Source organism: Streptomyces sp. NPDC007088 (genome assembly GCF_042869355.1).
In the GTDB taxonomy this organism is placed as follows: Bacteria; Actinomycetota; Actinomycetes; order Streptomycetales; family Streptomycetaceae; genus Streptomyces.
Map to the genome: position 1 here is coordinate 88,159 of NZ_JBIAFO010000009.1, position 22,091 is coordinate 110,249.

Genomic DNA, 22,091 nt, shown 5'->3' on the forward strand with positions numbered 1-22,091 from the left:
GGCGCTGCTTGAAGGGCGGCGCCGGGACCGGTGTGGCGGGCGTGCTGTGCGCGCCCGCTCCGGGGTCAACGGGGCAGGGGTGCGGCAGGTGGCGGCCGGGGGCGGATGTCCTGTGGCCGCCGCGCCCCCTACTGCGCCGTGCGCGGGAGGCGTACGACGGTCACGAAGAAGTCGTCGATCTGCCGCACGGCCGCGATGAACTGGTCGAGGTCCACGGGCTTGGTGACGTACGCGTTGGCGTGCAGCCGGTAGCTGCGCAGGATGTCCTCCTCGGCGGAGGAGGTCGTGAGCACCACGACGGGGATGTGGGCGAGGTTGTCGTCGGACTTGATCCGCTCCAGGACCTGGCGTCCGTCGTACTTCGGCAGGTTGAGGTCGAGCAGGATCAGGTCGGGCCGCGGCGCGTCGGCGTGCTCGCCCTGGTGGTAGAGGAAGTCGAGCGCCTCCTGCCCGTCGCGTACGACGTGCAGGGTGTTGCGGATCTTGTTGTCCTCGAATGCCTCGCGGGTCATCAGCTCGTCGCCGGGGTCGTCCTCGACGAGGAGGACCTCGATGGGCTCCACGGGGGTGTTCACTGGGCTGCTCCAAGCGGTGCGGAGGTGGTGTCGTGCTGGGCCGGGACCGCCGGGGCGTCCTCCCCCGGCCCGGCCGGGGACTCGCTGCGCACCGGGAGAGTGAAGCACACCCGGGCGCCTTCTTCGACGGAGTGGTCGAGGCGGATGCTCCCGCCGTGGTGTTCGACGATCTTGCGGCACAGGGCGAGCCCGATACCGGTGCCGCCGTACTCCTCACGGCTGTGCAGGCGCTGGAAGATCACGAAGACCTTCTCGCCGAACTCCTCGGGGACGCCGATGCCGTTGTCGGTGACCGCGAACCGCCACAGGTCGCCGTCGCGGACGCAGGAGACGGTGATGCGGGGGGCTCGGTCGGGGTGCCGGAACTTGACGGCGTTTCCCAGCAGGTTCTGCCACAGCATGGTCAGCGTGGTGCGGTCGCCGTTGACGACGGGGAGTTCCCCTTCCCGCTCGATGACGGCCCCGGACTCCTCGATGGGCACCTGGAGGTCGCTCAGCGCGCGCTCCAGGGTCTTCTCCAGCGGAAGTTCCAGGAGTTCGCCGCCGAGCCGGCCGACCCGGGAGAAGGCGAGCAGGTCGTTGATGAGCACCTGCATGCGTTTGGCGCCGTCCACCGCGAAGTCGATGTACTGCTTTCCGCGGGCGTCGAGCTGGTCCCCGTAGCGCTTCTCCAGGAGCTGGCAGAAGGAGGCGATCTTGCGCAGCGGTTCCTGCAGGTCGTGCGAGGCGACGTAGGCGAACTGCTCCAGCTCGGCGTTGGAGCGCTGGAGTTCGGCGGTCTGCGCGTCCAGCTCGGCGGTGCGCTGGGCGAGCAGTTGCTCGCGGCCGCGGGACTCGGAGAGTTCGGCGACGATACGCCGGCGCATCTCCTCGACGGCGAGCCCGAGGGCCTGGACGTCGGAGGGCCCCTCGATGGCGATGCCCTGCTCGAAGTCGCCCCCGCTGACTTTCTGGGCGCGGGTCTCCAGACCGCGCAGCGGCCGGCCGACGATGCGGTGCAGCAGGACGGCGAGCACGCCCCCGCAGGCGAGGAAGGCGATCAGGATGGCGACGAAGGTCCAGTCGCGCAGTCCCTCGGCGTCGTCGAGTTCGCGGTCGGCCCGGTCGCGGACCGCGTCGAGGTCCGCGATCTGCCGGTCGAAGAGGACGCGGATGCCGTCGAAGGCGTTCTTGCTGGACTCCAGGCTGCCCCGGGAGACGACACCGTTGCTCTGGACCCGTTCGATGGTCGGCCGGGCCGTGTCGCGACGCCAGGTCTCCGCCGCCTCGTGGATGGCGTCGAGGTCGGCCAGTGGCTTGGGGTAGTCGGCGAGCCGGCGGGCGGCGCTCGCGGAGTAGGTCCGCTCGTCCTTCAGGCCCTGGGTGTAGGGGGCGAGGAAGCTCTTGTCCCCGGTCAGGGCGTAGCCGCGTACGGCGGTCTCCTGGTCGAGCAGCGCCTTCTGGAGCCGGAAGGAGGCGGACCGCGCGGGCTGGATGCGGTCGACGAGGTCGGAGGTGCGGTCGCCGCTGCGGGACAGCAGGCCGGCGCCGGTGACGGCGCCGGCCACGACCAGGAGGGCCATGAGGACGAGGACGAGGTGTATCCAGCCCTGGACGGACAGCCGGCTGGTGAGCGGCTTCCTGGGCTGCTCGGCCGGGGTGGGGGATGTCATACGGGGCGCTCCCAGGCGAGGTGCAGTACGGCGAGGTCGTCGGAGAGGCCGCCCGCCGGGGCGGCGAGCGCGGTCACCTCGTCGACGACGGTGTCCACGAAGTCTTGGCCGCCGCGGCCGTTGTGCCGGCGGGCCAGGTCGAGCAGTCCGCTCTCGCCGAGACGAGTGCGGGGTCCGGTGCGGCCTTCGAAGAGGCCGTCGGTACAGGCGACGACAGCGGTACGGGGGTCGGTCGACAAGGACGCCTCGGGCCAGGCCTCGGCGTCCACGTCCCCGCCGAGCAGCCCGAGCGCCATGCCGCCCTCGGGCTCGTACCAGTCGACGCTGTCCTCGGTGCGCACGAGCAGGCCGTGGTGGCCGGCGCGCACGGTCCGCAGGGTGCGGCGGTCGGGGGAGAAACGCATGCTGACGAAGGTCGCGAAGACGTGGTCCCCGGCCCTCTCGGCGCACAGGATCTCGTTGAGCAGGCGGGCCTGCGCGGAGCCGACGCAACCGGTGAGCACGGCGGCCCGCCACGCGACCCGCAGGCACACACCGAGGGCGGCCTCCGCCGCGCCGTGCCCGGAGACGTCGCCGACCACGGCGTGCACGGTGCCGTCCGCGGTCTGTACGACGTCGTAGAAGTCCCCGCCGAGCAGGGCGTGGTCACGGCCGGGTTCGTACCGGGCGACGACGGAGAAGTCGGCGGGCTCGCGCAGCAGCGGGGTGGGCAGCAGTCCGCGTTCGAGGCGGGCGTTCTCCTCGGCCCGCAGCCGGCCGGCCTGGAGCGCGGCGGAGGCACGCTCCACCTGCTTGCGCTGGAGGGCGTAGCGGACGGCGCGGCCCAGGGTCTCGGGCTCGACGCGGTTCTTCAGCAGGTAGTCCTGGGCGCCCTGGGCGACGGCGTCGAGGCCGATCTCACTCTCGGACAGGCCGGTCAGGACGATGATCGCCGCGTCCGGCGCGACCGAGCGGACCCGGCGCACGGCGTCCAGGCCGTGCACGTCGGGCAGGTGCAGATCGAGCAGGACGCACACCGGTCCGCGGATGCTGGCGAGCGTGGACTGGGCCTCGGCGAGCGTCTTGCACCAAGTCGCCTCCAGGCTCAGGGCGCTGTCGGCGAGGTACTCGGTGACCAGGAGGGCGTCTCCCGCGTCGTCCTCCACCAGGACCAGGGTCGCGTCGAGATCCCAACCGGGATCATGACTCGTGGACCGCGGTCGTGGCAGCGCGGAATCGAGCCCCGTGGGCCGATCGGCCACTTCACACCCCCACCGGAGAGCAGGCGTCCATGTGCCGGACCTCTGCGAGACAAGTACGAAGCATACTTGCATTCGAACTCGTCCAACGCCGGTGTTCCCTCTTCCTTATCCCACGGGGGGCTCGCGGCGGGGAGCGTCCTTCGCCAAGGCCGCGAACCGGGTGCGCGGGGACCGGCGCGTGCGCCGGTCGGCGGCCGCCGCGCCGGGCCCGGCGGTGCGAATTCCCGGTCTAGGGGAGGAATGACCACCCTCCGCATTAGGGTTCGCGGGGCGGTCTTCGGGAGGGGGCCGGGAGGACCGTCGCCGGGGTGCGGCGGCCGGCCCGTGCGGCAGCGCTCCGGTCGCGTCACGAACATGTCCGTGCGTGCCGCACCCACGAGATTCATGCATCATGCACGGGCATGTGCGGAACTGCCCGTCTCCCGCTCGCGGCGCCCCCCTGCCGCGGGGGGTCTTTACCGCCGCCTCGTACCGGAAAGCGGTGACTACGCGGATTTCACCACGCCCCCGGACGGCCGGTCGCCCGTACGCCGTCAGGGGCCCCGCCGGTCACCTGGCCAGGGTCGCGATCACCGTCTTCCCGCCCGCGGGGGCGGGCAGGACCCTGACCTCGTCCGACATGCGCAGCACCATGGGCCAGCCGAAGCCGCCCTCGCTGCCGCTCAGGTCGGGGACGCGCTCGCGCGGTGGCGCGGGGTCCGGGTCCTCCACGGTGACCGTGAGTCGGTGCCGGTCGGCGCGCAACCGCAGGGCGGTCACCGCCCCGGCGTGCCGCAGGGCGTTCGTCACGAGTTCGGAGACGAGCAGCAGCAGATGCTGGGCGGTCTGCGTGGCCACGGCCGGGCCGAGCCCGGTGAGGAACACGCGGACGGCTTCCCTGGCGTCCGCCGCGAGGGCGGGGCGACTGTGGTGCTCGGCGACCGGCTGGTCAAGTCCGGTCATCAGGTCCTGCGCGGTCAGGTTCGGGTGGTGCATCGTTTTCACCCCGTCACGAGGAGCTTCGGCAACTCCGCTTCGGTATCGAAGGAATACCTACCCCGTGACGACTTCCTGAAAAGGGAATGGGCGTCCCCGGAACGGAAAACCCTTCGGCGCGATAACGCCGACCACCCGCGGCGGCTTTTGCTTTTTCCCGGGTTCGTCGCGGTGAAACGTGCGGAAACGTATCGCCCCGTATGCGGGCACGGGCGATCCCGGCGGGGTAAGGCGACGAGTAAGGCGAAAAGGGTGGGCGGGGAATCCCGGAGGGCGGCCGGCCGCGTGACGAGGGGCGGGGGCGACGTGAATTCCGTCGCCCCCGCCCGTACGCCTGGCAACGGCGCTCTCACTCGGGGTTCCCGGCCTCCTCGGCGGGCCGCGGCGCCGAGCCGGCCTCGGGGGCCGGCCCGGCGGGGGCCTGCGGGGCGGGGGCCCCGGTGGTCCCCGGGCCCTGCGGGGCGGGAGCGGCCCGACGGGCCGGCGCCTCGGGGACGGCGGGGGACGACGAGAAGGCGGGGCCGGAACCGTGGGCGGCCCCCAGGGTCTGCTCGGCCTTCCTGCGGATGTCGTCCGCGGCCTGCCGGGTGTCCGTCAGGACGTCGCCCTGCTCCTCGACGAGTTGCTGGTAGATGGGTGTGGGGGAAGACACAATCAGGACTCTCTGCCTTGTCAGGGGCTGTCGTGCGTCGGCCCCTCGCGGGGCGACGGGCTCACGCGGTGAGGATGGCAGACGTCTCGCCGGTCACCGACCGGGGGGTCCGCTCCTGCGGCGCGGCCTCGGCGACCCGGGCACGGGCGACGGCCAGGGCGGCGTCGATCGTACGGGTCCCGGTGGAGACGCAGAGGGTGTACGTCACGTCGTCGAGCTGGCGACGGGTCTCGGCGGTCGGCCGGTCCTGCCCCGCGAGCGATGCGTAACGGGCCAGGAGCTTGCGCAGGACGACAGGGTGAGCGAGCAGCACGGTCACGTCCCTTCTTTCACACCGAGGTGCGAGACACAGAGGATTCTTGTGCTCGGTTACCCGGGGAGGTGTAGACCATGCATGCCCGTTTCGGCCATTCGTTCGACAGATCCCGGCCATGTCCTCACGGCCCGGGGCACGGAGGTCAGGGGCGCCAGTACCCGAGCGCGTGCAGCTGACGCCGGGGCGCGGTGAGCAGGGGACGCGCGTGCGCGGCGAGGGCACGGGTGGTGACGGTGTCGCAGGCGATCCACACGTAGGCGCCGGAGGGGTCCTTGACGAGGCCGGGCAGAGCGGAGCGCACCTCCTCCACGAGCCGCTCGCCGCCGCTTTCGCGCGGGACGCGGCGCAGTTCGTGCCGTACCGGGTCGACCCGTACCGGGAGCCGCTCGTCGGAGGGGTGCTGCGTCTCCAGCCAGAGGGTCGCGGGGGTGGGGCCGAACGCGTCGAGGAGGGAGTTGACGGCGGGCAGTGAGGCGGCGTCACCGACGACGAAGAGCTGGGCGGGCAGCGGGTCGGGGACCGTGAACGCGGTGCCCTGGAGGGTCGCGTCGATCGTGTCGCCGGGCCGGGCGGAGCGGGCCCAGTCCCCGGCCACGCCGGGGTGCAGGGCGAATTCGAGGGAGAAGGTGCCCGCCACGGGGTCGGGGTCCACCAGGGTGTAGGCGCGCTGGTGCGGTCTGCCCGAGCGGCTGAACCACACCCGGACCCACATCGTCGGGTGGGTGCCGGCCGCCGCGAGCAGGCCGCCGTCGGTGAAGTCCACCCGCGCGTAGTGCTCGGTGACGCGCTCGGCACCGGTCACCGTGAAGGTGAAGTCCTTGCCGCGCAGCAGTTTGAGGACCGCGCCCTCCCAGCCGTGCCCCATCGGCCGTCCTCCCCCTCGACGGGCGCCGGCCGTGATTGCCGACACCGCGTGAACCCATTAAGTTAGGTCAGCCTAACCTAATGGACGGCAGGTCGGTACGCGTGTACCGCACCCACTTCGGATGGTTCCCGGCCCCCACAGCCTTCGGCGGCCGGGACGACAGGGAGCGTGGCATGACGGTCGAGGTGCACCGGGACCCGTGGGGCGTACCGAGCGTGCGGGCCGGGGACGTCCTCACGCTCGCCCGCGCCCAGGGCCGTGAGGTCGCCCGGGACCGGGGCTGGCAGATCGAGGTCGAGCGCCACCGCGCGCAGGGCACCTCGGCGGCCTTCCTCGGCGAGGAGGCCCTGGAGTGGGACCTGTTCGCCCGCCGGGCCCGGCTCGCCGACACCGCGCGGCGCTGCGTGGAGCGCCTGGACCCGTCGACGTCGAGCTGGCTCACCGCGTACACCGAGGGCGTCACGGAGGGGCTGGCCGAGCCGGGCTCCCCCGGCCCCGAGTTCGCGGCCGCCGGGGTGCGTCCCGGACGCTGGGAGCCGTGGGTGCCGCTCGCGGTGTGGCTGTCGGCCCACGTGCTGTTCAGCGGGCTGCCCTCGAAGTGGTGGCGCGACGTGGCGCGGCGCGCGCTGGGGCCGGACGCGGTCGGCTGGTTCGCCACCGACGGCCCCGCGACGGCGGGCAGCAACGGCTGGCTGCTGCCCGGCTCCCGTACCGCCTCGGGCTCCGCCCTGCTCGCCGGGGACCCGCACCGCGTCATCGAGGCGCCCGGGGTGTACCAGCAGATCCGTCTCGTCTGCCCGGAGTTCGACGTCGTGGGCCTCGCGGTGCCCGGCGTCCCCGGGATCGCGCACTTCGGGCACACCGGTGCGGTCGCCTGGGGCATCACCAACGCGATGGCCGACTACCAGGACCTGTACCGCGAGCGGCTGCGCCGGCGCGGCGGCCGGGTCGAGGCGCTGGGGCCCGAGGGCTGGCGGGAGGCTTCCGCGCACACCGAGACCGTCGAGGTCCGGGGCGGGGAGCCGGTCACCGTGGAGATCGTCGAGACCGGACGCGGACCGCTGGTCGCCGGGGGCGCGGACGAGGGTACGGGCGTGAGCCTGCGGCACGTCCCGCGGGTCGAGGGCGATCTCGGTTTCTCCGCCTTGCTGCCCCTGCTGCGGGCCCGGACCGTGGCCGACGTGGACGCGGCCGTGGACGCCTGGGTCGAACCGGTCAACGTGCTGATGGCCGCCGACACCTCCGGCGGGCTGCTGCACCGGGTCGCGGGCAGGGTCCCGGTACGGCACCGGGACAACGGCGCGGGCCCGGTCCCCGCGTGGCAGGCCCGCTACGCGTGGCAGGGGCGCTTCGCCGAGCCGCCGCGCGCGGCCGTACCCGAGTGCGGGGCGGTGATGGCCAATCAGGCCGGGCTCGCCGCACCGCTGGGCGTCGAGTTCGCCGCCCCGCACCGGGCGGCCCGGATCAGGGAGTTGCTGGACTCGCGGGAGCGGTGGACGGCGCGCGACATGGCCGCCGTGCACACCGACACCCATCTGGGCTCCGCGCGCACGCTGCTCGCGCTGCTGCCGCCGGCCGACGATCTGGACCCGGCGGCCGGAGCGGTGCGGGAGCGGCTGCTGCGCTGGGACCGTTCGATGGCCGCCGACTCGGCGGACGCGGGTCTCTACGCCGCGCTGCGAGCCGCCGTCGTACGGCGGCTGACGGCCCATCCGGTCTTCGCTCCGCTCGCCGCGCTCGCGGCCGAGGAGGGCGCCCGGCTGCCCGCGGTGTTCGCCCCGTGGCTCGCGTTCCCGCCGCGCGTGGCCTTCGCGCTGGACACACTGCTGACTCCGGGCACCGTCCCCGGCCTGGACCCCGCGGCCGAGGTCGCGGGCGCGCTCGCCGAGGTGGCCGCGTCGGGCGTGCCGCCCCGCCCCTGGGGTGAGGCGCATCTCCTCGCCGCGTGGCAGGCGCTCCCGGAGCCGGCCGTGCCGAGGCCGGGGCTGAGCGGCGACCACGACTGCGTCCTGTCCACCTCCGGGGTCCCGGGCCTGGCCGAGCACGCGTGGCGCGGACCGGCCGCCCGCTGGGTGTGGGACCTCGGCGACCGGGCGGACAGCGGCTGGGTGGTGCCCTTCGGCGCGCACGGCACGCCCGGACACCCGCACGCCTACGACCAGTTGCCGCTGTGGCGGGAGGGCGCCCTCGTGCCCGTGCCCGCCGCCGGGCCGGCCGGACCCGGCCCTTCCACCGCACCGGACGCACAGAAGGAGTCCCCTTTCATGGCTTTCCCGTTGTCAGACGCCACACCCGTGCACGAGGAGGCCGTCGCGGGCTTCGGCACCGTGACGGTCGTCCCGGTCGACCCCAAGCGCGACGGCGAGCTGATCCACCACTGGGTCTCGCAGGAGCGGGCCGCGTTCTGGGGGATGGTCGGCAAGAGCCGGGAGGAGGTCGAGGACATCTACTCCTACCTCGACTCCCTGACGACGCATCACGCCTTCCTGGTGCTGCGGGACCGTGAACCGGTCGGGCTGTTCCAGACGTACGAGCCGACCGCCGACGTGGTCGGCGAGTGCTACGAGGTCGCCGAGGGCGACTACGGGGTCCACCTGTTCATCGCCCCGGCCGAGCACGGCAGGGAGGAGGGCTTCACCGGGGTGCTGCTCCCGGTGTTCATGCGCTTCGTCCTGAAGGAGCCCTCCCGCCGGCGCATCGTCGTGGAACCCGACACGCGCAACGAGCGGGCGGTGGCCCGGCTCGTGCGCACCGGCTTCGAACTGGGCCCGGAGATCGAGCTGCCCGACAAGCGCGCCCGGCTCGCGTTCCTGCGCAGGGAGACGGTGACCGGCCTGCTCTGAGGCCCGGCGGGGTCAGTCCCCGAGCCGCTGTTCGGCGAGGTCGAGCACGTGCTCGACGTCGCCGGGCGCGAAGTGGCGCACGGCCCAGTCCGTCATCCGCAGGCTCAGGTGCGCCCACAGCGGGAGCAGCCGCTCGGGGGCCGCGGCGTCCAGCAGCGTGTCGAGACGCCGTACGACCCCGGGCGGCGCGCCCTGCGCGTGCGCGCCGAACCGGAGGGTGACGAGGTCCAGGAGACGGTCGCCGCGCCCCGCGCCGTCCCAGTCGATGACCGCGGTGACCCTGCCGTCGACGGTCAGCAGGTTCCCGGGATGGAAGTCGACGTGCACGGCGTCGTCCCCCGCGAGGAGCCGGGGCCCTTCCACGGCGCGCACCCGGCGTTCCAGCGCCGCCGTACGCGGACTGTGCAGGCGCAGTGGCTCGTGGAGGCAGAAGCCGGGGCCGTCCTGGTCGAGGTGGAGCGGCACCCGCGGCACGTCGGGGCGGCCGGCGAGGAGGCCGGCCTGCCGGTCGAGCAGGTCGAGCGCCTGGTCGAGCAGCCGGTGATCGAGGCGTTCGGCCGGCGCGCCGGGGAGCAGTTCCTGCACGGTGACGGTGTCCGGGCCGGCCTGGGCCGACAGGAGCGTCGCCGGGACGGGGGCGCCGGCCGCGCGCACCGCCTCGGACACCGCCTGCGGCCCCGCCCGGTAGTCCTCGACCCGCACCCCGGGGCGCCACTTGAGAACCTGACGACCGCCGTCGGGGCCACTGACGTAGGCGGCGCCGACCTGTCCGCCCGGACAGGGGCCGAGGACCCTGTACCTGAGGCCCGTCGCCGCGTACAGCTCGTCGACGAGCGACTGTGCGTCCAGACGTCTCGCGCGCACAGCGCTCACTCCCCCGTTCCCCTTCCCGCCGGGCCGGTCAGCGGCGGCCCAGGCGCCGGGCCCCGCCCACGCCGACCTGATAGGTCAGCTCGTAGTGGGCGAAGATCTTCGGCTCGTCCTCGGCGAGCAGTTCCCCGTCGGTGTCGATCGAGGGGGCGTCCTTCACGGTCTTCTTGTCGTAGCGGACCCTCAGCTGTCCCGGCCCGACGGTCGCCCCGTCCAGCGGGACGAAGACGAGCCTGCGTTTGGTCGGCAGTCCCACCACGACCGTCCCGAACGCCGGGAGGTCGGTGGCGGTGTCGACGTAGACGGCCTCCAGCGAGCCGATCTTGTGGCCCTCGGCGTCCACCACGTCGTGACCGCGCCAGTCGCGGATGTCCCCGGCTTCGAACACGTCCTGCCTCCTCCTGTTACCGCTGTCCCCGTTTGCGTTCCCCGCCCCTGCTCAGCTCGGATGCCCCGGGGGCGACCGGCCATACGCGGGTGAGCGTACCGGCCTGTGCCGCGCCCGGCGGGGAGCCGCGACGGGCCGGGCCGGGACGGGCGGGTTTCCTCCGGGCTCACCGTGTGGTCCACACTGTCCGGATGGTGGGGGAACTTCCCGAGGAGAGCGGCACCTTCGTCGGGCGTGAGACTGAACTGAAGCTGCTGGCAGAGGCGTTGTCCTCGTCCTCGCCGCGGCTGGTGACGCTGACCGGCGGCGGCGGTATCGGCAAGTCCCGGCTCGCGCGGGCAGCGGCCCGCGCGGTCGAGGACGGTTTTCCCGACGGTGTGCGCTGGGCGGACCTGGGCCCGGTGACCGGGGAGCGGCTGCTGGTGTCGGCCGTCTCGACGGCCGTGGGTCTCGCCGACCAGACGCCCCGTCACCCCGTCGAGGCGCTGTGCGCCTTCCTCGCCACCAAGCGGCTGCTGCTCGTCCTGGACTCGGGCGAAGGGGCGTGGGCGGCCGGCCGGGATCTCGTGGGCGACCTGCTCACGGCCTGCCCCGGGCTCACCGTCCTGGTGGCCTCGCGCCGCTGCTTCGGCCTGGCCGAGGAGAAGGTCCTCGAACTCGGGCCGCTGCCGGCGGACGGCCCGGACGCGCTCGCGCTGTTCACCGAGCGGGCGCTCGCCTTCCGGGGGCGGCTGGGCCACGCGGACCTCGCGGAGGCGGGCCGGATCTGCCGACGCCTCGAAGGGATTCCGCTCGCCCTCGAACTCGCCGCCGCGCAGACCGCGCACTCGACCCTGCCGGAGATCTCCGCGCGGCTCGGCTCGCGCCTGGACACCGGGGCGGCCGACCCGGACGGCCGGCCCGAGCGGCATCGCACCATGGCCACCGCGATCGGCTGGAGCCACGAGCTGTGCCGGCCCGCCGACCGGCTGCTGTGGGCCCGTCTGACGGTGTTCGGCGGGAGCTTCGACCTGCCCTCGGCGCGCGCGGTGTGCACGGGCGGACCGCTGACCGAGGCCGGGGTGAGCGAGGGGCTGGAGCGGCTGACGGCGCAGTCCGTGCTGCACCGGCGGGGCGGGCGGTACTGGATGCTGGGCGCCGTACGGGACTACGGCAGGCGGTGGCTCACCGCGCTCGGGGAGCACGAGGAGGTCGCAGGCCGGCACGCGGGCCATTTCCTGCGGCTCCTGCGTCTGGCCGACGCGGAGTGGCTCGGGCCCCGGCAGATCATCTGGTTCACGTGGTCACGCGAGGCGTACACGGACCTGTGCGCGGCGCTCGAACACCTGCTGGACGTGCGGCCGGACGAGGCGCTGGACTTCGCGGGCCGTACGGTCTTCTTCTGGACCTGCTGCGGACGGCTGCACGAGGCGCGCGCGTATCTCGAACTGGCGCTGTCCCAGCCCAGTACGCCCGGACCGCACCGTACCCGGGCGATGTGGGCGCTGGGCGTGGCGCTCGCGCTGCACGGCGAGTACGCGCAGGCGCGGGAGCTGAGCGAACGGTGCGGGTTCGCGGCCGCGGAGGACGGCGACGCGGAGGGGGTGCTGGGCGCCGCCTACGCGGGCGGGCTGACGGCGCTGCTGACCGGGCGGCCGCGGGAGGCGCTGGAGCTCGTCGAGGCGGCGCTGTCCGCCGCCCCGGGCCCCGATCTCGCCTCGGGGTCGCGGCTGCGCTGCCTGCTGGTGCGGGTCTTCGCCGCCACGGCGCTCGGCAGGCTCGTGGAGGCCGGGGCGCTGGCCCAGCGGCTGCGCGCGGACTGCCTGGCGGCCGGGGAGCGCTGGACGCTGTCCTACCTGGACTACCAGCTCACGCTGATCCGGCTGTCGCAGGACCGGCCCGCCGAGGCGCTGCGGTACGCGCGGGCCTCCCTGGAGAGCAAGCGCGCGATCGACGACACCTTCGGTTCGGCGCTGGGCCTCGACCTGCTGACGGCCGCGCTGAGCGCTGCTGGCCGCTACGAGGCGGCCGCCCGGATGGCCGGGGTCGCCGACTCGTACTGGCGCACCACGGGGCATCCCCAGCGCGGCACTCCGGAGCTGGCGCCGGTCAGGGAACGGTTCGAGCGGCGCGCGCGGCGGTCGCTGGGCGCGCCGCGCTACGAGGAGGCGTTCCGCTCGGGGCTCGCCGCCGACCACCGCGAGGCGCTCCGCACCTGGCTGGACGGCGAGGACTGATCCGGCTCAGGACGCGGGGCGGATGCGTGGCCGTGCGGGAACGGACGACGGCCCCCGGGGCGGTCGGGAAACCGCCGGGGGCCGTCGTCCTCAGGCTCTGCACTCGGGATCACCGCGGCCAAGAGGAGGGGTAGGGATCTTCATGTCCGTCGTCCCTCCCGCGTGCGGGGCACCTGACACGGGGTCGACGTACGACGTGGTCTGTCTCTGGCCTTCATCGTGTACTCCCCTGCTCGCTCGGGGGTGGTGTCGTCCTTGAGGGCCGCGTGCCCCTGCTTCCGGCACGCAAACCGGCGGATGTCACGGAACCCTTCCGGCTCTCGTACAAACCCGTGGCGCGCGGTGGGCGCGGGGCGGACGATTCCGCCATGGAGCAGAAGGCGGCGGCGTACGCGCGGGCGGACCTGGAGGACCCGGAGGACCAGGAGGACGGTGCCGAGGTGGCTCCCGTCGTCCTGGTACCTCCGGCCGTGGAGCACGCGGAGGCGATGGCGGGGGTGCTGGCCGATCCGGCTCTGTACGCGTTCACGGGCGGGAGCCCGCCGGACGTGGCGGCGCTGCGGGCGCGGTACGCGCGTCAGGCGGCGGGCTCGCCCGACCCCTCGGTGACCTGGGTGAACCTGCTGATCGTGGCGGAGGAGGGCGAGTTCGCGGGCTATGTGCAGGCGACGGTCACGGAGGCCGGGCGGCGCGCGGAGCTGGCCTGGGTCGTGGGTACCGCGTGGCAGGGGCGGGGTCTGGCACGGCGCGCCGTCGGCGCGCTGGCGCACCGGCTCGCCCTGGGCGGGGTGCGGGAACTGGTGGCGCACGTGCACCCGCGCCACCTGGCCTCGCGGTCGGTGGCCCGCGCGGCGGGCCTCACCCCGACGCTTCTCATGGTGGACGGCGAACAGCGGTGGGAGGGGCGCGTCGCCCCGTGAACCTCGACCGCCCGTCCGCCCGTAGCGCGCCTCCGTGAGCACGGGCCGCCGACGAGCGCCCCGGCGCCGGGCCGCTCCGCGAGGGGCCGCTCCTCGCGCACCTCGGTGAGCACGGCGCCGCTCCCGCGCAGAGGGACCGCCGTCCCCGGGCCCGTGGCGCCATGACCGCCGACGGGTCCCGGCCGACCTCTCCCTCACCCGCGTGTGCTTCCCCTCGGCGGCCCCGGCGCGGGGCGGCGCGGTGTACGCGGGCGGGGCCATGCGCCCGAGGGCGCCGGTACCGATCACCCACGGGAGCGCTTACGGCACGATCTGTGGTGCCGCAAGGGTGGCGGACCCTGGCGAAGGGGTGGCGCGAGTGGCCGGTTTCCGCCCACCCCGGGGGATCGGGGCCCTTCGGACCGGCTGCCGTGTACCCGGCGGGCATATGCTGGACCGCCACGACGAGGGGGCAAGTGATGCCGTCGGACGCTCGAATCCTCTTGGTCGACGACCACCGGGACACCCTGTTCGCCCTGGAGAGCGTGCTGGCTCCGCTCGGCCGGCCGGTCGTGCTCGCGCAGAGCGGGGACGAGGCGCTGAAGACCGTGCTGCGCGGCGGGGTGGGGCTCGTGCTGCTGGACGTCGTGATGCCCGGCACCGGCGGCCTCGACGTGGTGCGTTACATGCGGGGCGTGGACCGGGCGCAGGACATCCCCGTCGCCCTCATCACGGGACTCGGCCCGGATCGTGAACTCTCCCAGCGGGCCCACGAGTTGGGGGTGGCCGATCTGCTGGGGAAACCGGTCGACCCGTGGACCCTGCGGACCAAGGCGCGTTTCTTGCTGCGACAGTACGAGCGGGTGCGGGAACTGGAGGGGGAGCTGCGGGAGTTGCGGGGCGGCTCCGAGGGGCGCGGCGGGCCGCGACCGGGCGGGCCCCGCACCCCGGGGGACGGGGAGCAGGGTCCGCCGGACCCGGGGCGTCCGCATCCACCGCGGCCGGCGGGCGGACCGCCCCGGCCGCGCTCCCCGCAGGACGCGCGCCGCGGCTGAGCGCAGGGCCGAGGCCCTGCCGGGTCAGGCAGCCGGGAGGGCCCGCTCGATCGCGGCGAGCACCTCGGGGGCGTCCGGCTCGGTCTGCGGGGCGAACCGGGCGACGACCTCGCCGTCGCCGTCGATCACGAACTTCTCGAAGTTCCACCGGATGTCGCCGGTGTGGCCCCCGGCGTCGGGGACCTCCACGAGCTGCTGGTACAGGGGGTGGCGGCCCTCGCCGTTGACCTCGGTCTTCTCGGTCAGCGGGAAGGTCACTCCGTAGGTGGCGGAGCAGAAGGAGGCGATCTCCTCGGCGCTGCCGGGCTCCTGGCCCATGAACTGGTTGCAGGGCACGCCCAGCACGGAGAATCCCCGGTCGGCGTAGCTCTCGTGCAGCCGCTCCAGAGCGGCGTACTGCGGGGTGAGGCCGCACTTGGAGGCGACGTTGACGATCAGCAGGGCCTTGCCCCGGTACTGGTCGAGTGCGGCGGGGCCGCCGGTGAGGGCGTCGATCTTCACATCGTGGACAGTCATGTCCGGCATCGTACGACCGGGCCGTGCGGCGCCGGACCGGCGGACCGGCAGGCGGGCAGGCGGGCAGGCGGGCAGGCGGGCAGGCGGGTTCAGCCGGAGCCGACCGGCAGGACGGCGAGGACGGTTTTGCCGCCACCCCTGCCGGGGCTGATCGTGACCCGGTCGGCGAGCGCGTGCACCAGGGTCATGCCCCGGCCGCGCTCGGCGACGGTGCTGCCCGGCAGCGTGACGGGCAGCAGGTCCCCGTCGTCGTGGACCTCGACCACGAGCCGGCCGGTGCGGGCGCGCAGCCGCAGGCGGCAGGCGCTGCGGCCGTGTTCGGCGGCGTTGGCGACGAGTTCGGAGACGACCAGTTCCGCGTCCTCGGCCCGCGAGCGGGAGCCTGCGGCGCCGGACGCGGCGCCGTTGGGCCCCCCGTCGAGGAAGTCCCTCGTCATGTGGCGGGCCCAGCGGGCCGAGGCCGGGGTCCGGGGCAGTGCGTACTCGACCTGGGCATACCGCCTGGCGCGGTCCACGGTGCTCACCTTCCCGGGCCCCTTCCGCAGGGCCGTCTCGTCCGGCCGTGCGGAAGGGGCGGTGCGTCGTCCCCTTCCGTCTTCCCGTCCAGGTGATCGATAGTCGGCCGCGCGTACGAGGAAGGAGGGGATCGCGGGGCGGTGGCGGGGGCGGGAGTCGGCCACGCTCAGGCCGGGGGCGCGGCGGATCAGTCGGGTACGGCCGCGAGCAGGTCGCGGGTCACGGGTCCGGCGGACTCGGAGCCGTGGCCGCCCTCCTCGACCACGACGGCCACCGCGACGTCACCGCGGTAGGCGACCATCCAGCCGTTGGCCTCGCCCTCCTCGGTGACCTCGGCGGAGCCGGTCTTGGCCCCGACCTCTCCGGGAAGGTCCCGCAGGACGGTCGCGGTGCCCTCGGTGACCGTGGCCCGCATGAGGGTCCGCAGCTGGGTGACGGTGTTCGCGGAGAGCGGGCTGGTGCGGGCGGTGGCCTTCTCACCGGCCCCCGGCACGACGTAGGGCTGATGGAAGCGGCCGGAGACCGCGGTCGCCGTGACCGAGGCCATGACGAGCGGGTTCGCCTCGGTGCGGCCCTGACCGAAGACGGCGGCGGCCTTCTCGGTGTCGTCCCCGGGGGCGGGCACCTTGCCGTCGAAGGTCGGCACCCCGGTGTGCCACTCCTGGCCGACGCCGAAGCGGGAGGAGGCGAAGGAGGTCAGTTCGTCGTCGGCGAGCCGTTCGCGCAGCGAGATGAAGGCGGTGTTGCACGAGTGGGTGAAGTCGTCGCGGAAGGAGGCGCCGGGGATCTCGGAGGTCTCGACGTTGTGGAACCGCTTGCCGACGGTCAGGTACTTCGGGCAGGGCACGGAGTCCCCGGGGGCGACGGCCTTCTTCTCGATGAGGGCGGCGGAGGTCAGCACCTTCATCGTGGAGCCGGGCGCGTAGCGGCCGAGCAGGGCCCGGTTGAAGCCGGTGGCGGGGTTGTTGGCGACGGCGAGCACCCGGCCGTCGGAGATCCGCAGCGCCACCAGCCCCGCGTTCTTCCCCTCGGCACGGGCGGCCAGGGACTTCTCCGCGGCGGACTGGAGTGCCGCGTCGAGGGTCGTGCGCCGCTCCTTGTGAGGGGTGCCGCGCGGCCCGAAGTGCTTCTCCACGCGCAGCTTCTCGCCGGTGGCCCGGTCCACGAGCCGTATCTCGCCGCGGGCGGCGCCCTTGCCCGGGGCCAGGGAGAGGGCGACCGGCAGGGAGGGGGCGGTGGCGAGGCCGAGGGGTTCGCCACCGGCGTCCAGGACCGTCGGTGTACTCGTCTCCTCGCGTTCCAGGCCGAACTTGGCCCGGTCGCTCAGCCGGGGGTGGACGAGGGGCAGTTCCCAGTGCACCACCCATCCCTTGCCCTCCGGGTCCGCGCGGCGGACGGTGACGGCCGAGCGGTAGGACCAGACGCCCAGGCCCCGGACGGTGAGCCGCGCGCCGAACGGGACCCGCGCCCCGTCCTTCACCGTGTCCGCCCGCTCCGGGGCGAGCCGGGATCTGGTGATGTCGAGCCCCTCGGTGAAGTTGCGCAGGGTGCGTGCCGCCGCCTCGGGGCTGTCGGTGCGGGCGGCGGCGCGGTCGTAGCCGCCGGCCGCCCAGTCCGTGAGGAAGCCACGTGCGGCGGCGACGGCCGCCGGGTCGACGGACTCCTCGTCCTCGTCACCGGGCAGCAACGAGCAGCCGCCCAGCAGGAGGGTGGCGGCCAGGGCGAGCGGCAGCGGGGCCCGGCGGCCGCCGCGGCCGGGGGTGCGCTGGGTGGTGGTCATCGTGGTCCTCCCCGTGGATTCGGGACCCGTGTCCGCGCCGGGTCCGCGCTCCGGCGGCGCCGGCCCCGGAACGGACCGGGCGGTACCGGTGCGGGCCAGCAGAACAGAGACCGCCCGCCCCGGTCCAAGAACCGGAACACGCACGCGGTCATACGGAACTGGCTATGATCCCTGCTCATGGACCTGTTGCGGCACTTGCGCTACTTCCGCGCGGTCGCCGAGGAAGAGCACTTCGGGCGGGCCGCCGAGCGGCTGCGCCTCACCCAGCCCTCGCTGTCGCAGCGGGTGCGCCGCCTGGAGGAGGAGCTGGGGCTGCGCCTGCTGGACCGTACGAGCAGGGGCGCGGTACCGACGCCCGCGGGCCGGGCGGTGCTGGCCGAGAGCGCGGGCCTGCTGGAGGCCGCCGACCGGCTGGAGCGCACGGTGGCCGATCTGCGCAACGGCACGGCGGGGACGCTGCGGGTCTCGGTGCCCCGGCAGTTGGGCGCGCGGGCGCTCACCGCGCTGCTGCTCGGTCACCGGGAGCGCTCTGCGGGTGCGGAGGTCGAGATCCACGAGTCGGACACGGTGCGTCAGGTGCGCGCCCTGCGGGCGGGCGGCACGGAGATCGCCCTCGTACGGCAGCCGTGTCCGCCCGAGGGACTGGAGTTCGGTCCGGCGCTGCGTCAGCCGCTCGGGGTGCTGCTGTCCCTGGACGAGGCGGGGCCCGGCCCCCTCCCGGCCGCCGCGCTGACCGGCCGGCCGCTGGCGCTGCTGCCGACGGACGGCGCCCCCGGGCTGAGGGCGCGTACGCTCACCGACTGCGCGCGCCACGGCTGGACACCCTCCTCGGTGCGGGAGGCCCCGGGCCTTGACCTGGCGCGGGCGCTGGTACTGTCCGGCGACACCGTGGCGCTGCTGCCCGAGGTGCCGGACGCGGCCGGGACGGTGTGGCGGCCGCTGGCGGCCCCGGCCCCGGCCTGGGAGGTGCGCGCGGCGTGGCCCGCGGCGGGTGCCACGGCGGCGGCCCGGCTGTTCGCCGACACCGCGTACCGCTGTCTCAGGGAGAGCGCCGGCTTCCTGTCCGAGCCGCCGTCCCGTCCCCTGTTCCCCCGCCCCGCCTCGGAGTTCCCGCTGTGACGACCGATCCAGATTCCGCCCGCGGCTTCGGGACCGCCGCGGCGCCGCGCCGTATCGAGGAGGTCCTCACGGACGCGGGCCTGCTGGCCTGCTGGCACGTCAGGGACGTCGACGGGGAGGCCGAGCTGGGCCGGTCGGCGGACGCCCCGGTGGCCACCGCGAGTGTGCACAAACTGTTCCTGGTGACCACGCTGTTCCGGGAGGCGGCCGCCGGCCGCGTCGACCCCACCGCGGCCGTCGAGCTGCCGCCCGGGGACCGCTCCCCCGGGGGTACGGGGCTGTCGGCCATGCGGGACGCGGCGCGGCTGTCGCTGCGCGATCTGGCCTCGCTCGCGGTGGCGGTGAGCGACAACGCGGCGGCCGACGTCCTGTGGGACCACGTCGGGATGGACACGGTGAACCGCACGGTCGCCGAACTCGGTCTGCGCCACACGGTGTCCGCGCAGCGGTACGGGGAGCTGGTCGCCTCGGTCGCCGAGGACGCCGGGGAGGGCGGGGCGGCGGCGCTGCTCGACCCGGCCTCCCCCGTCCGCGTACGGGCCCTGGACCCGGGGGCCGGCAACCGCAGTACGGCGCGGGACACGACCGCGCTGCTGGCGAGCGTGTGGCGCGGGGAGGCGTGCGCGGGGCCCTGGGGAGAGGAGTTGCTGCGGGTGCTGGGGCTGCAGACCTGGCAGCACCGGCTCGCCTCGGGCTTCCCCTTCGACGACGTACGGGTGTCGGGGAAGACGGGGAGCCTGCTGAGCCTGCGGCACGAGGCGGGGGTGGTCGAGTACCCGGACGGGCGCCGCTACGCCGTGGCCTTCTTCACCCGTTCCCTCTCCCCCGCGCTGGCCCAGCCGCGCGCGGACAGCGCGATCGGGACGGCGGCCCGTCTCGCGGTGGACGCCCTGCGCGGCTGAGCCGGCGCGGCGCTTCAGGCGGCATCCAGCAACTCCCGCACCAGTGCTCCGACTTGCTCCACCTCCACCAGGAACCCGTCGTGGCCGTAGGGCGATTCGATGATCCGGAGGCCGTCGGCCCCCGGCAGGTGGGTGGCGAGTTCGGCCTGCTGGGCGAGCGGGTAGAGGCGGTCGGAGTCCACACCGGCGACGAGCGCGGGCATGTTCGCGCGGGCCAGGGCGGCGCCCGTCCCGCCCCGGCCGCGTCCCACGTCGTGGGCGTCCATGGCGGCGGACAGCGTCAGGTAGCTGCCCGCGTCGAAGCGCCGGGCGAGCTTGCGGGCGTGGTGGTCGAGGTAGGAGGCGACCTCGAACCCGCCCCCGGGCCGTACGGCGCGGCCGAAGCGGGACTGGAGTTCCGGTTCGCTGCGGTACGTGAGGTGGGCGACGCGGCGGGCGAGGCCGAGGCCCCGGTGCGGGCCCCGGCCGGGGCCCGCGTCGTGGTAGCGGCCGCCGCGCCAGCCGGGATCGTTCTGGACGGCCTCGCGCTGGATCGCGGACCACGCGAGCTGTTCGGCGGAGGCGGCGGCGCAGGTCGCGAGCAGCAGCAGGGAGCCGGTCCGTCCGGGCCGTGCGACGGCCCATTCCAGGGCCCGCATCCCGCCCATGGAGCCACCGATGACGGCGGCCCAGCGGCCGATGCCGAGCGCGTCCGCGAGCGCGGCCTCGGCGGCCATCTGGTCGCGCGGGGTCAGCGGCGGGAAGTCGGGGCCCCAGGGGCGGCCGCTGGGGCCGGCCGACGCGGGCCCGGTGCTGCCCTGACAGCCCCCGAGGACGTTGGGCGCGACGAGGAACCAGCGGTCGGTGTCGAGGGGGCGGCCGGGCCCGATCAGCGCGTCCCACCAGCCGGGCGAGGGATGGCCCGGACCGGCGGGGCCCGCCGCGTGGCTGTCACCGGTGAGGGCGTGCAGCAGCAGGACGGCGTTGGCGGCGTCGGGGGCGAGCCGGCCCCAGGTCTCGTACGCGAGGGTCGCGCCGGGCAGCGGGGGCGCGCCCTCCAGGGGCAGCGGCGCGGACAGCCGCAGCCAGGACCGCCGTCCGGGCGGGTCCCCCTCCCGCCAGGCACCGGTGGCGGGAGGGAGGGCGGGAGGGGCCGGGGCGGCGGAGGGCTTCAGGACGCCGCCTTCGCCGCCCGGAAGCCGCTGTCGAGGTCGGCGAGGAGGTCGTCGACGTGCTCCAGTCCGACGGAGAGCCGCACGAGTCCGGGTGCGGTGCCGGTCGCGCGCAGCTGTTCCTCGTCGAGCTGGCTGTGGGTGGTCGAGGCGGGATGGATGATGAGGCTGCGCACGTCGCCGATGTTCGCCAGGTGGCTGAACAGCCGTACGCCGTCGACGAACCGGCGGCCCGCCTCGACGCCGTCCCGCAGTTCGAAGGAGAGGACGGCTCCGCTGCCGCGCGGCAGGTACTTCCGGGCCTCTTCGTACCAGCGGCTTTCCTGGAGGCCGGGGTAGTGGACGGCGGACACCTCGTCGCGACGCCGCAGCCACTGGGCGAGGGCGAGCGCGTTGGTGCTGTGCCGTTCGACGCGCAGGCTCAGCGTCTCGATCCCCTGGAGCAGCAGGAAGGCGGAGTGCGGGGAGAGCGCGGGCCCGAGGTCACGCAGGAGCTGGACGCGCAGCTTCACGGCGTAGGCGCCGGGGCCGAGCGCGGACCAGTAGCGCAGCCCGTGGTAGCTGGGGTCGGGGGCGTCGAACGCGGGGAAGCGGTCGGTGTGCGCGCCGAAGTCGAAGGTGCCACCGTCCACGACGACCCCGCCGATCGTCGTGCCGTGTCCCCCGAGGAACTTGGTCGCCGAGTGGACGACGACGTCGGCGCCGTGTTCGATCGGCCGCAGCAGGTACGGGGTGGGCACGGTGTTGTCGACGACGAGCGGGACACCCGCCGCGTGCGCGACGTCGGCGACGGCGCGTACGTCGAGGACGTTGCCGCGCGGGTTGCCGAGGGTCTCCGCGAACAGGGCCTTGGTGGTGGGGCGGACGGCGGCGCGCCAGGCGTCGAGGTCGTCCGGGTCCTCGACGAAGCTGACCTCGATGCCGAAGCGGGGCAGGGTGTGCCGCAGGAGGTTGTAGGTGCCGCCGTACAGCGAGGCGCTGCTGACGATGTGGTCGCCGGCGCCCGCGAGGTTGAGCAGGGCGAGGGTCTCCGCGGCCTGTCCCGAGGCGAGGGCCACGGCGGCGACCCCGCCCTCCAGGGCGGCGAGGCGCTGCTCCAGGACGTCCTGCGTGGGGTTGTGCAGCCGCGAGTAGATATTGCCCGGCTCGGCCAGCGAGAAGAGGTCGGCGGCGTGCTGGGTGTCCCGGAAGACGAAGGACGTGGTCTGGTAGATCGGCACGGCCCGTGCCCCGGTCGCCGGGTCGGGTACGGCGCCCGCGTGGATCTGCCGGGTCTCGAAGGACCAGCCGTCCCCCGGCTCCACGGGGCCGGGCGCGGGGGCGTGTTCCGCGAGGGCGTCCTCGGTGACGGAGTCGGCGGTGGGCTCGGCCGGGTGGCTCATGGTGCCTCGCACGGTGGTTGCGGCGGGTGGGTGGGGCCGGGACCGCTGCACAGCCCCGGAAGGCAAGGCAAGCAGCAGGCCGCGACGCGGGAAAGCCGCTCGCCGCTCTGGCCACGAAGCTGCAATGCCCGCGCAACACGGCCGCCCACGGGGCGGCACGGAGAGTTCTTCGGGAGGG

The 22,091-nt window shown here is 74.6% G+C and carries 20 protein-coding genes; 6 read left to right on the forward strand and 14 right to left on the reverse strand.

Features of this window, described 5'->3' with window-relative positions; all coding sequences use genetic code 11:
* Positions 1 to 128: 128 nt before the first annotated feature.
* From ACFYMP_RS16330 to ACFYMP_RS16360, 7 genes are all read right to left on the reverse strand, one after another.
* Positions 129 to 575, reverse strand: a complete 447-nt coding sequence (locus ACFYMP_RS16330) for a response regulator (RefSeq protein ID WP_363147503.1) — start codon at positions 573 to 575, stop codon at positions 129 to 131.
* Complete coding sequence (locus ACFYMP_RS16335) at positions 572 to 2,227, reverse strand: CHASE3 domain-containing protein (protein WP_388856989.1); 1,656 nt, start codon at positions 2,225 to 2,227, stop codon at positions 572 to 574. The genes ACFYMP_RS16330 and ACFYMP_RS16335 overlap by 4 nt, the downstream gene beginning before the upstream one ends.
* Positions 2,224 to 3,468: a PP2C family protein-serine/threonine phosphatase gene (locus ACFYMP_RS16340; RefSeq protein WP_388856992.1), complete on the reverse strand. Its 1,245-nt coding sequence runs from the start codon at positions 3,466 to 3,468 to the stop codon at positions 2,224 to 2,226. Before ACFYMP_RS16340 ends, ACFYMP_RS16335 begins: the two co-directional genes overlap by 4 nt.
* Before the next feature lie 549 nt (positions 3,469 to 4,017).
* Complete coding sequence (locus ACFYMP_RS16345; protein WP_388856995.1) at positions 4,018 to 4,443, reverse strand: ATP-binding protein; 426 nt, start codon at positions 4,441 to 4,443, stop codon at positions 4,018 to 4,020.
* Positions 4,444 to 4,792: 349 nt separating this feature from the next.
* Positions 4,793 to 5,095: a hypothetical protein gene (locus ACFYMP_RS16350; RefSeq protein WP_388856998.1), complete on the reverse strand. Its 303-nt coding sequence runs from the start codon at positions 5,093 to 5,095 to the stop codon at positions 4,793 to 4,795.
* Between the two features lie 61 nt (positions 5,096 to 5,156).
* Positions 5,157 to 5,414 carry a DUF5133 domain-containing protein gene (locus ACFYMP_RS16355; RefSeq protein ID WP_388857001.1) on the reverse strand — a complete coding sequence of 86 codons (258 nt, stop codon included), beginning with the start codon at positions 5,412 to 5,414 and terminating at the stop codon, positions 5,157 to 5,159.
* Between the two features lie 139 nt (positions 5,415 to 5,553).
* Positions 5,554 to 6,276 carry a siderophore-interacting protein gene (locus tag ACFYMP_RS16360; RefSeq protein WP_388857004.1) on the reverse strand — a complete coding sequence of 241 codons (723 nt, stop codon included), beginning with the start codon at positions 6,274 to 6,276 and terminating at the stop codon, positions 5,554 to 5,556.
* A gap of 173 nt (positions 6,277 to 6,449) precedes the next feature.
* On the opposite strand from ACFYMP_RS16360, the gene ACFYMP_RS16365 reads away from it, so the two are divergent.
* Positions 6,450 to 9,119 carry a GNAT family N-acetyltransferase gene (locus ACFYMP_RS16365; RefSeq protein ID WP_388857007.1) on the forward strand — a complete coding sequence of 890 codons (2,670 nt, stop codon included), beginning with the start codon at positions 6,450 to 6,452 and terminating at the stop codon, positions 9,117 to 9,119.
* A gap of 12 nt (positions 9,120 to 9,131) precedes the next feature.
* Here ACFYMP_RS16365 and ACFYMP_RS16370 read toward each other — a convergent pair whose 3' ends face one another.
* Positions 9,132 to 9,983, reverse strand: a complete 852-nt coding sequence (locus ACFYMP_RS16370; protein ID WP_388857009.1) for a phosphotransferase — start codon at positions 9,981 to 9,983, stop codon at positions 9,132 to 9,134.
* A 37-nt stretch (positions 9,984 to 10,020) separates the two neighbouring features.
* On the reverse strand, positions 10,021 to 10,377 hold the full coding sequence (locus tag ACFYMP_RS16375) for a PRC-barrel domain-containing protein (RefSeq protein ID WP_388857012.1): 357 nt from the start codon (positions 10,375 to 10,377) through the stop codon (positions 10,021 to 10,023).
* A gap of 191 nt (positions 10,378 to 10,568) precedes the next feature.
* Between ACFYMP_RS16375 and ACFYMP_RS16380 the strand changes: the two genes are divergently transcribed.
* From ACFYMP_RS16380 to ACFYMP_RS16390, 3 genes are all read left to right on the forward strand, one after another.
* The gene (locus ACFYMP_RS16380; protein WP_388857015.1) at positions 10,569 to 12,593 is read left to right on the forward strand and encodes an ATP-binding protein; all 2,025 of its coding nucleotides are present in this window, start codon (positions 10,569 to 10,571) and stop codon (positions 12,591 to 12,593) included.
* A gap of 368 nt (positions 12,594 to 12,961) precedes the next feature.
* Positions 12,962 to 13,513, forward strand: a complete 552-nt coding sequence (locus ACFYMP_RS16385) for a GNAT family N-acetyltransferase (RefSeq protein ID WP_388857018.1) — start codon at positions 12,962 to 12,964, stop codon at positions 13,511 to 13,513.
* Between the two features lie 458 nt (positions 13,514 to 13,971).
* Positions 13,972 to 14,547 carry a two-component system response regulator gene (locus ACFYMP_RS16390; RefSeq protein WP_388857021.1) on the forward strand — a complete coding sequence of 192 codons (576 nt, stop codon included), beginning with the start codon at positions 13,972 to 13,974 and terminating at the stop codon, positions 14,545 to 14,547.
* Between the two features lie 24 nt (positions 14,548 to 14,571).
* Here ACFYMP_RS16390 and ACFYMP_RS16395 read toward each other — a convergent pair whose 3' ends face one another.
* The 3 genes from ACFYMP_RS16395 to ACFYMP_RS16405 all read right to left on the reverse strand — a co-directional run bounded on the left by ACFYMP_RS16395 (position 14,572) and on the right by ACFYMP_RS16405 (position 17,359).
* A complete protein-coding gene (locus tag ACFYMP_RS16395; RefSeq protein WP_388857024.1) occupies positions 14,572 to 15,063 on the reverse strand; it encodes a glutathione peroxidase in 492 nt (163 codons plus the stop codon).
* A gap of 89 nt (positions 15,064 to 15,152) precedes the next feature.
* Positions 15,153 to 15,587 (reverse strand): ATP-binding protein, encoded by a 435-nt coding sequence (locus ACFYMP_RS16400; RefSeq protein WP_388857027.1) that lies wholly within the window; start codon positions 15,585 to 15,587, stop codon positions 15,153 to 15,155.
* A 179-nt stretch (positions 15,588 to 15,766) separates the two neighbouring features.
* Positions 15,767 to 17,359 (reverse strand): penicillin-binding transpeptidase domain-containing protein, encoded by a 1,593-nt coding sequence (locus ACFYMP_RS16405; RefSeq protein WP_388857030.1) that lies wholly within the window; start codon positions 17,357 to 17,359, stop codon positions 15,767 to 15,769.
* Positions 17,360 to 17,536: 177 nt separating this feature from the next.
* Here ACFYMP_RS16405 and ACFYMP_RS16410 point away from each other — a divergent pair, with 177 nt between their 5' ends.
* On the forward strand, positions 17,537 to 18,478 hold the full coding sequence (locus ACFYMP_RS16410; protein WP_388857033.1) for a LysR substrate-binding domain-containing protein: 942 nt from the start codon (positions 17,537 to 17,539) through the stop codon (positions 18,476 to 18,478).
* Positions 18,475 to 19,380 carry a serine hydrolase gene (locus ACFYMP_RS16415; RefSeq protein ID WP_388857036.1) on the forward strand — a complete coding sequence of 302 codons (906 nt, stop codon included), beginning with the start codon at positions 18,475 to 18,477 and terminating at the stop codon, positions 19,378 to 19,380. Before ACFYMP_RS16410 ends, ACFYMP_RS16415 begins: the two co-directional genes overlap by 4 nt.
* A 14-nt stretch (positions 19,381 to 19,394) precedes the next feature.
* Here ACFYMP_RS16415 and ACFYMP_RS16420 read toward each other — a convergent pair whose 3' ends face one another.
* Together ACFYMP_RS16420 and ACFYMP_RS16425 are read right to left on the reverse strand one after the other, a co-directional pair.
* On the reverse strand, positions 19,395 to 20,534 hold the full coding sequence (locus tag ACFYMP_RS16420) for a homoserine O-acetyltransferase (RefSeq protein ID WP_388857520.1): 1,140 nt from the start codon (positions 20,532 to 20,534) through the stop codon (positions 19,395 to 19,397).
* Positions 20,531 to 21,913, reverse strand: a complete 1,383-nt coding sequence (locus ACFYMP_RS16425; RefSeq protein WP_388857039.1) for a bifunctional o-acetylhomoserine/o-acetylserine sulfhydrylase — start codon at positions 21,911 to 21,913, stop codon at positions 20,531 to 20,533. The genes ACFYMP_RS16420 and ACFYMP_RS16425 overlap by 4 nt, the downstream gene beginning before the upstream one ends.
* Positions 21,914 to 22,091: the final 178 nt, after the last annotated feature.

Excerpts from the sequence above, each read along its gene's own strand:
- ACFYMP_RS16335 (WP_388856989.1), bottom strand. The coding sequence starts at position 2,227 with ATGACATCCCCCACCCCGGCCGAGCAGCCCAGGAAGCCGCTCACCAGC.
- ACFYMP_RS16345 (WP_388856995.1), bottom strand. The coding sequence starts at position 4,443 with ATGCACCACCCGAACCTGACCGCGCAGGACCTGATGACCGGACTTGAC.
- ACFYMP_RS16360 (WP_388857004.1), bottom strand. The coding sequence starts at position 6,276 with ATGGGGCACGGCTGGGAGGGCGCGGTCCTCAAACTGCTGCGCGGCAAG.
- ACFYMP_RS16365 (WP_388857007.1), top strand. The coding sequence starts at position 6,450 with ATGACGGTCGAGGTGCACCGGGACCCGTGGGGCGTACCGAGCGTGCGG.
- ACFYMP_RS16380 (WP_388857015.1), top strand. The coding sequence starts at position 10,569 with ATGGTGGGGGAACTTCCCGAGGAGAGCGGCACCTTCGTCGGGCGTGAG.
- ACFYMP_RS16385 (WP_388857018.1), top strand. The coding sequence starts at position 12,962 with ATGGAGCAGAAGGCGGCGGCGTACGCGCGGGCGGACCTGGAGGACCCG.
- ACFYMP_RS16390 (WP_388857021.1), top strand. The coding sequence starts at position 13,972 with ATGCCGTCGGACGCTCGAATCCTCTTGGTCGACGACCACCGGGACACC.
- ACFYMP_RS16395 (WP_388857024.1), bottom strand. The coding sequence starts at position 15,063 with ATGACTGTCCACGATGTGAAGATCGACGCCCTCACCGGCGGCCCCGCC.
- ACFYMP_RS16405 (WP_388857030.1), bottom strand. The coding sequence starts at position 17,359 with ATGACCACCACCCAGCGCACCCCCGGCCGCGGCGGCCGCCGGGCCCCG.
- ACFYMP_RS16410 (WP_388857033.1), top strand. The coding sequence starts at position 17,537 with ATGGACCTGTTGCGGCACTTGCGCTACTTCCGCGCGGTCGCCGAGGAA.
- ACFYMP_RS16425 (WP_388857039.1), bottom strand. The coding sequence starts at position 21,913 with ATGAGCCACCCGGCCGAGCCCACCGCCGACTCCGTCACCGAGGACGCC.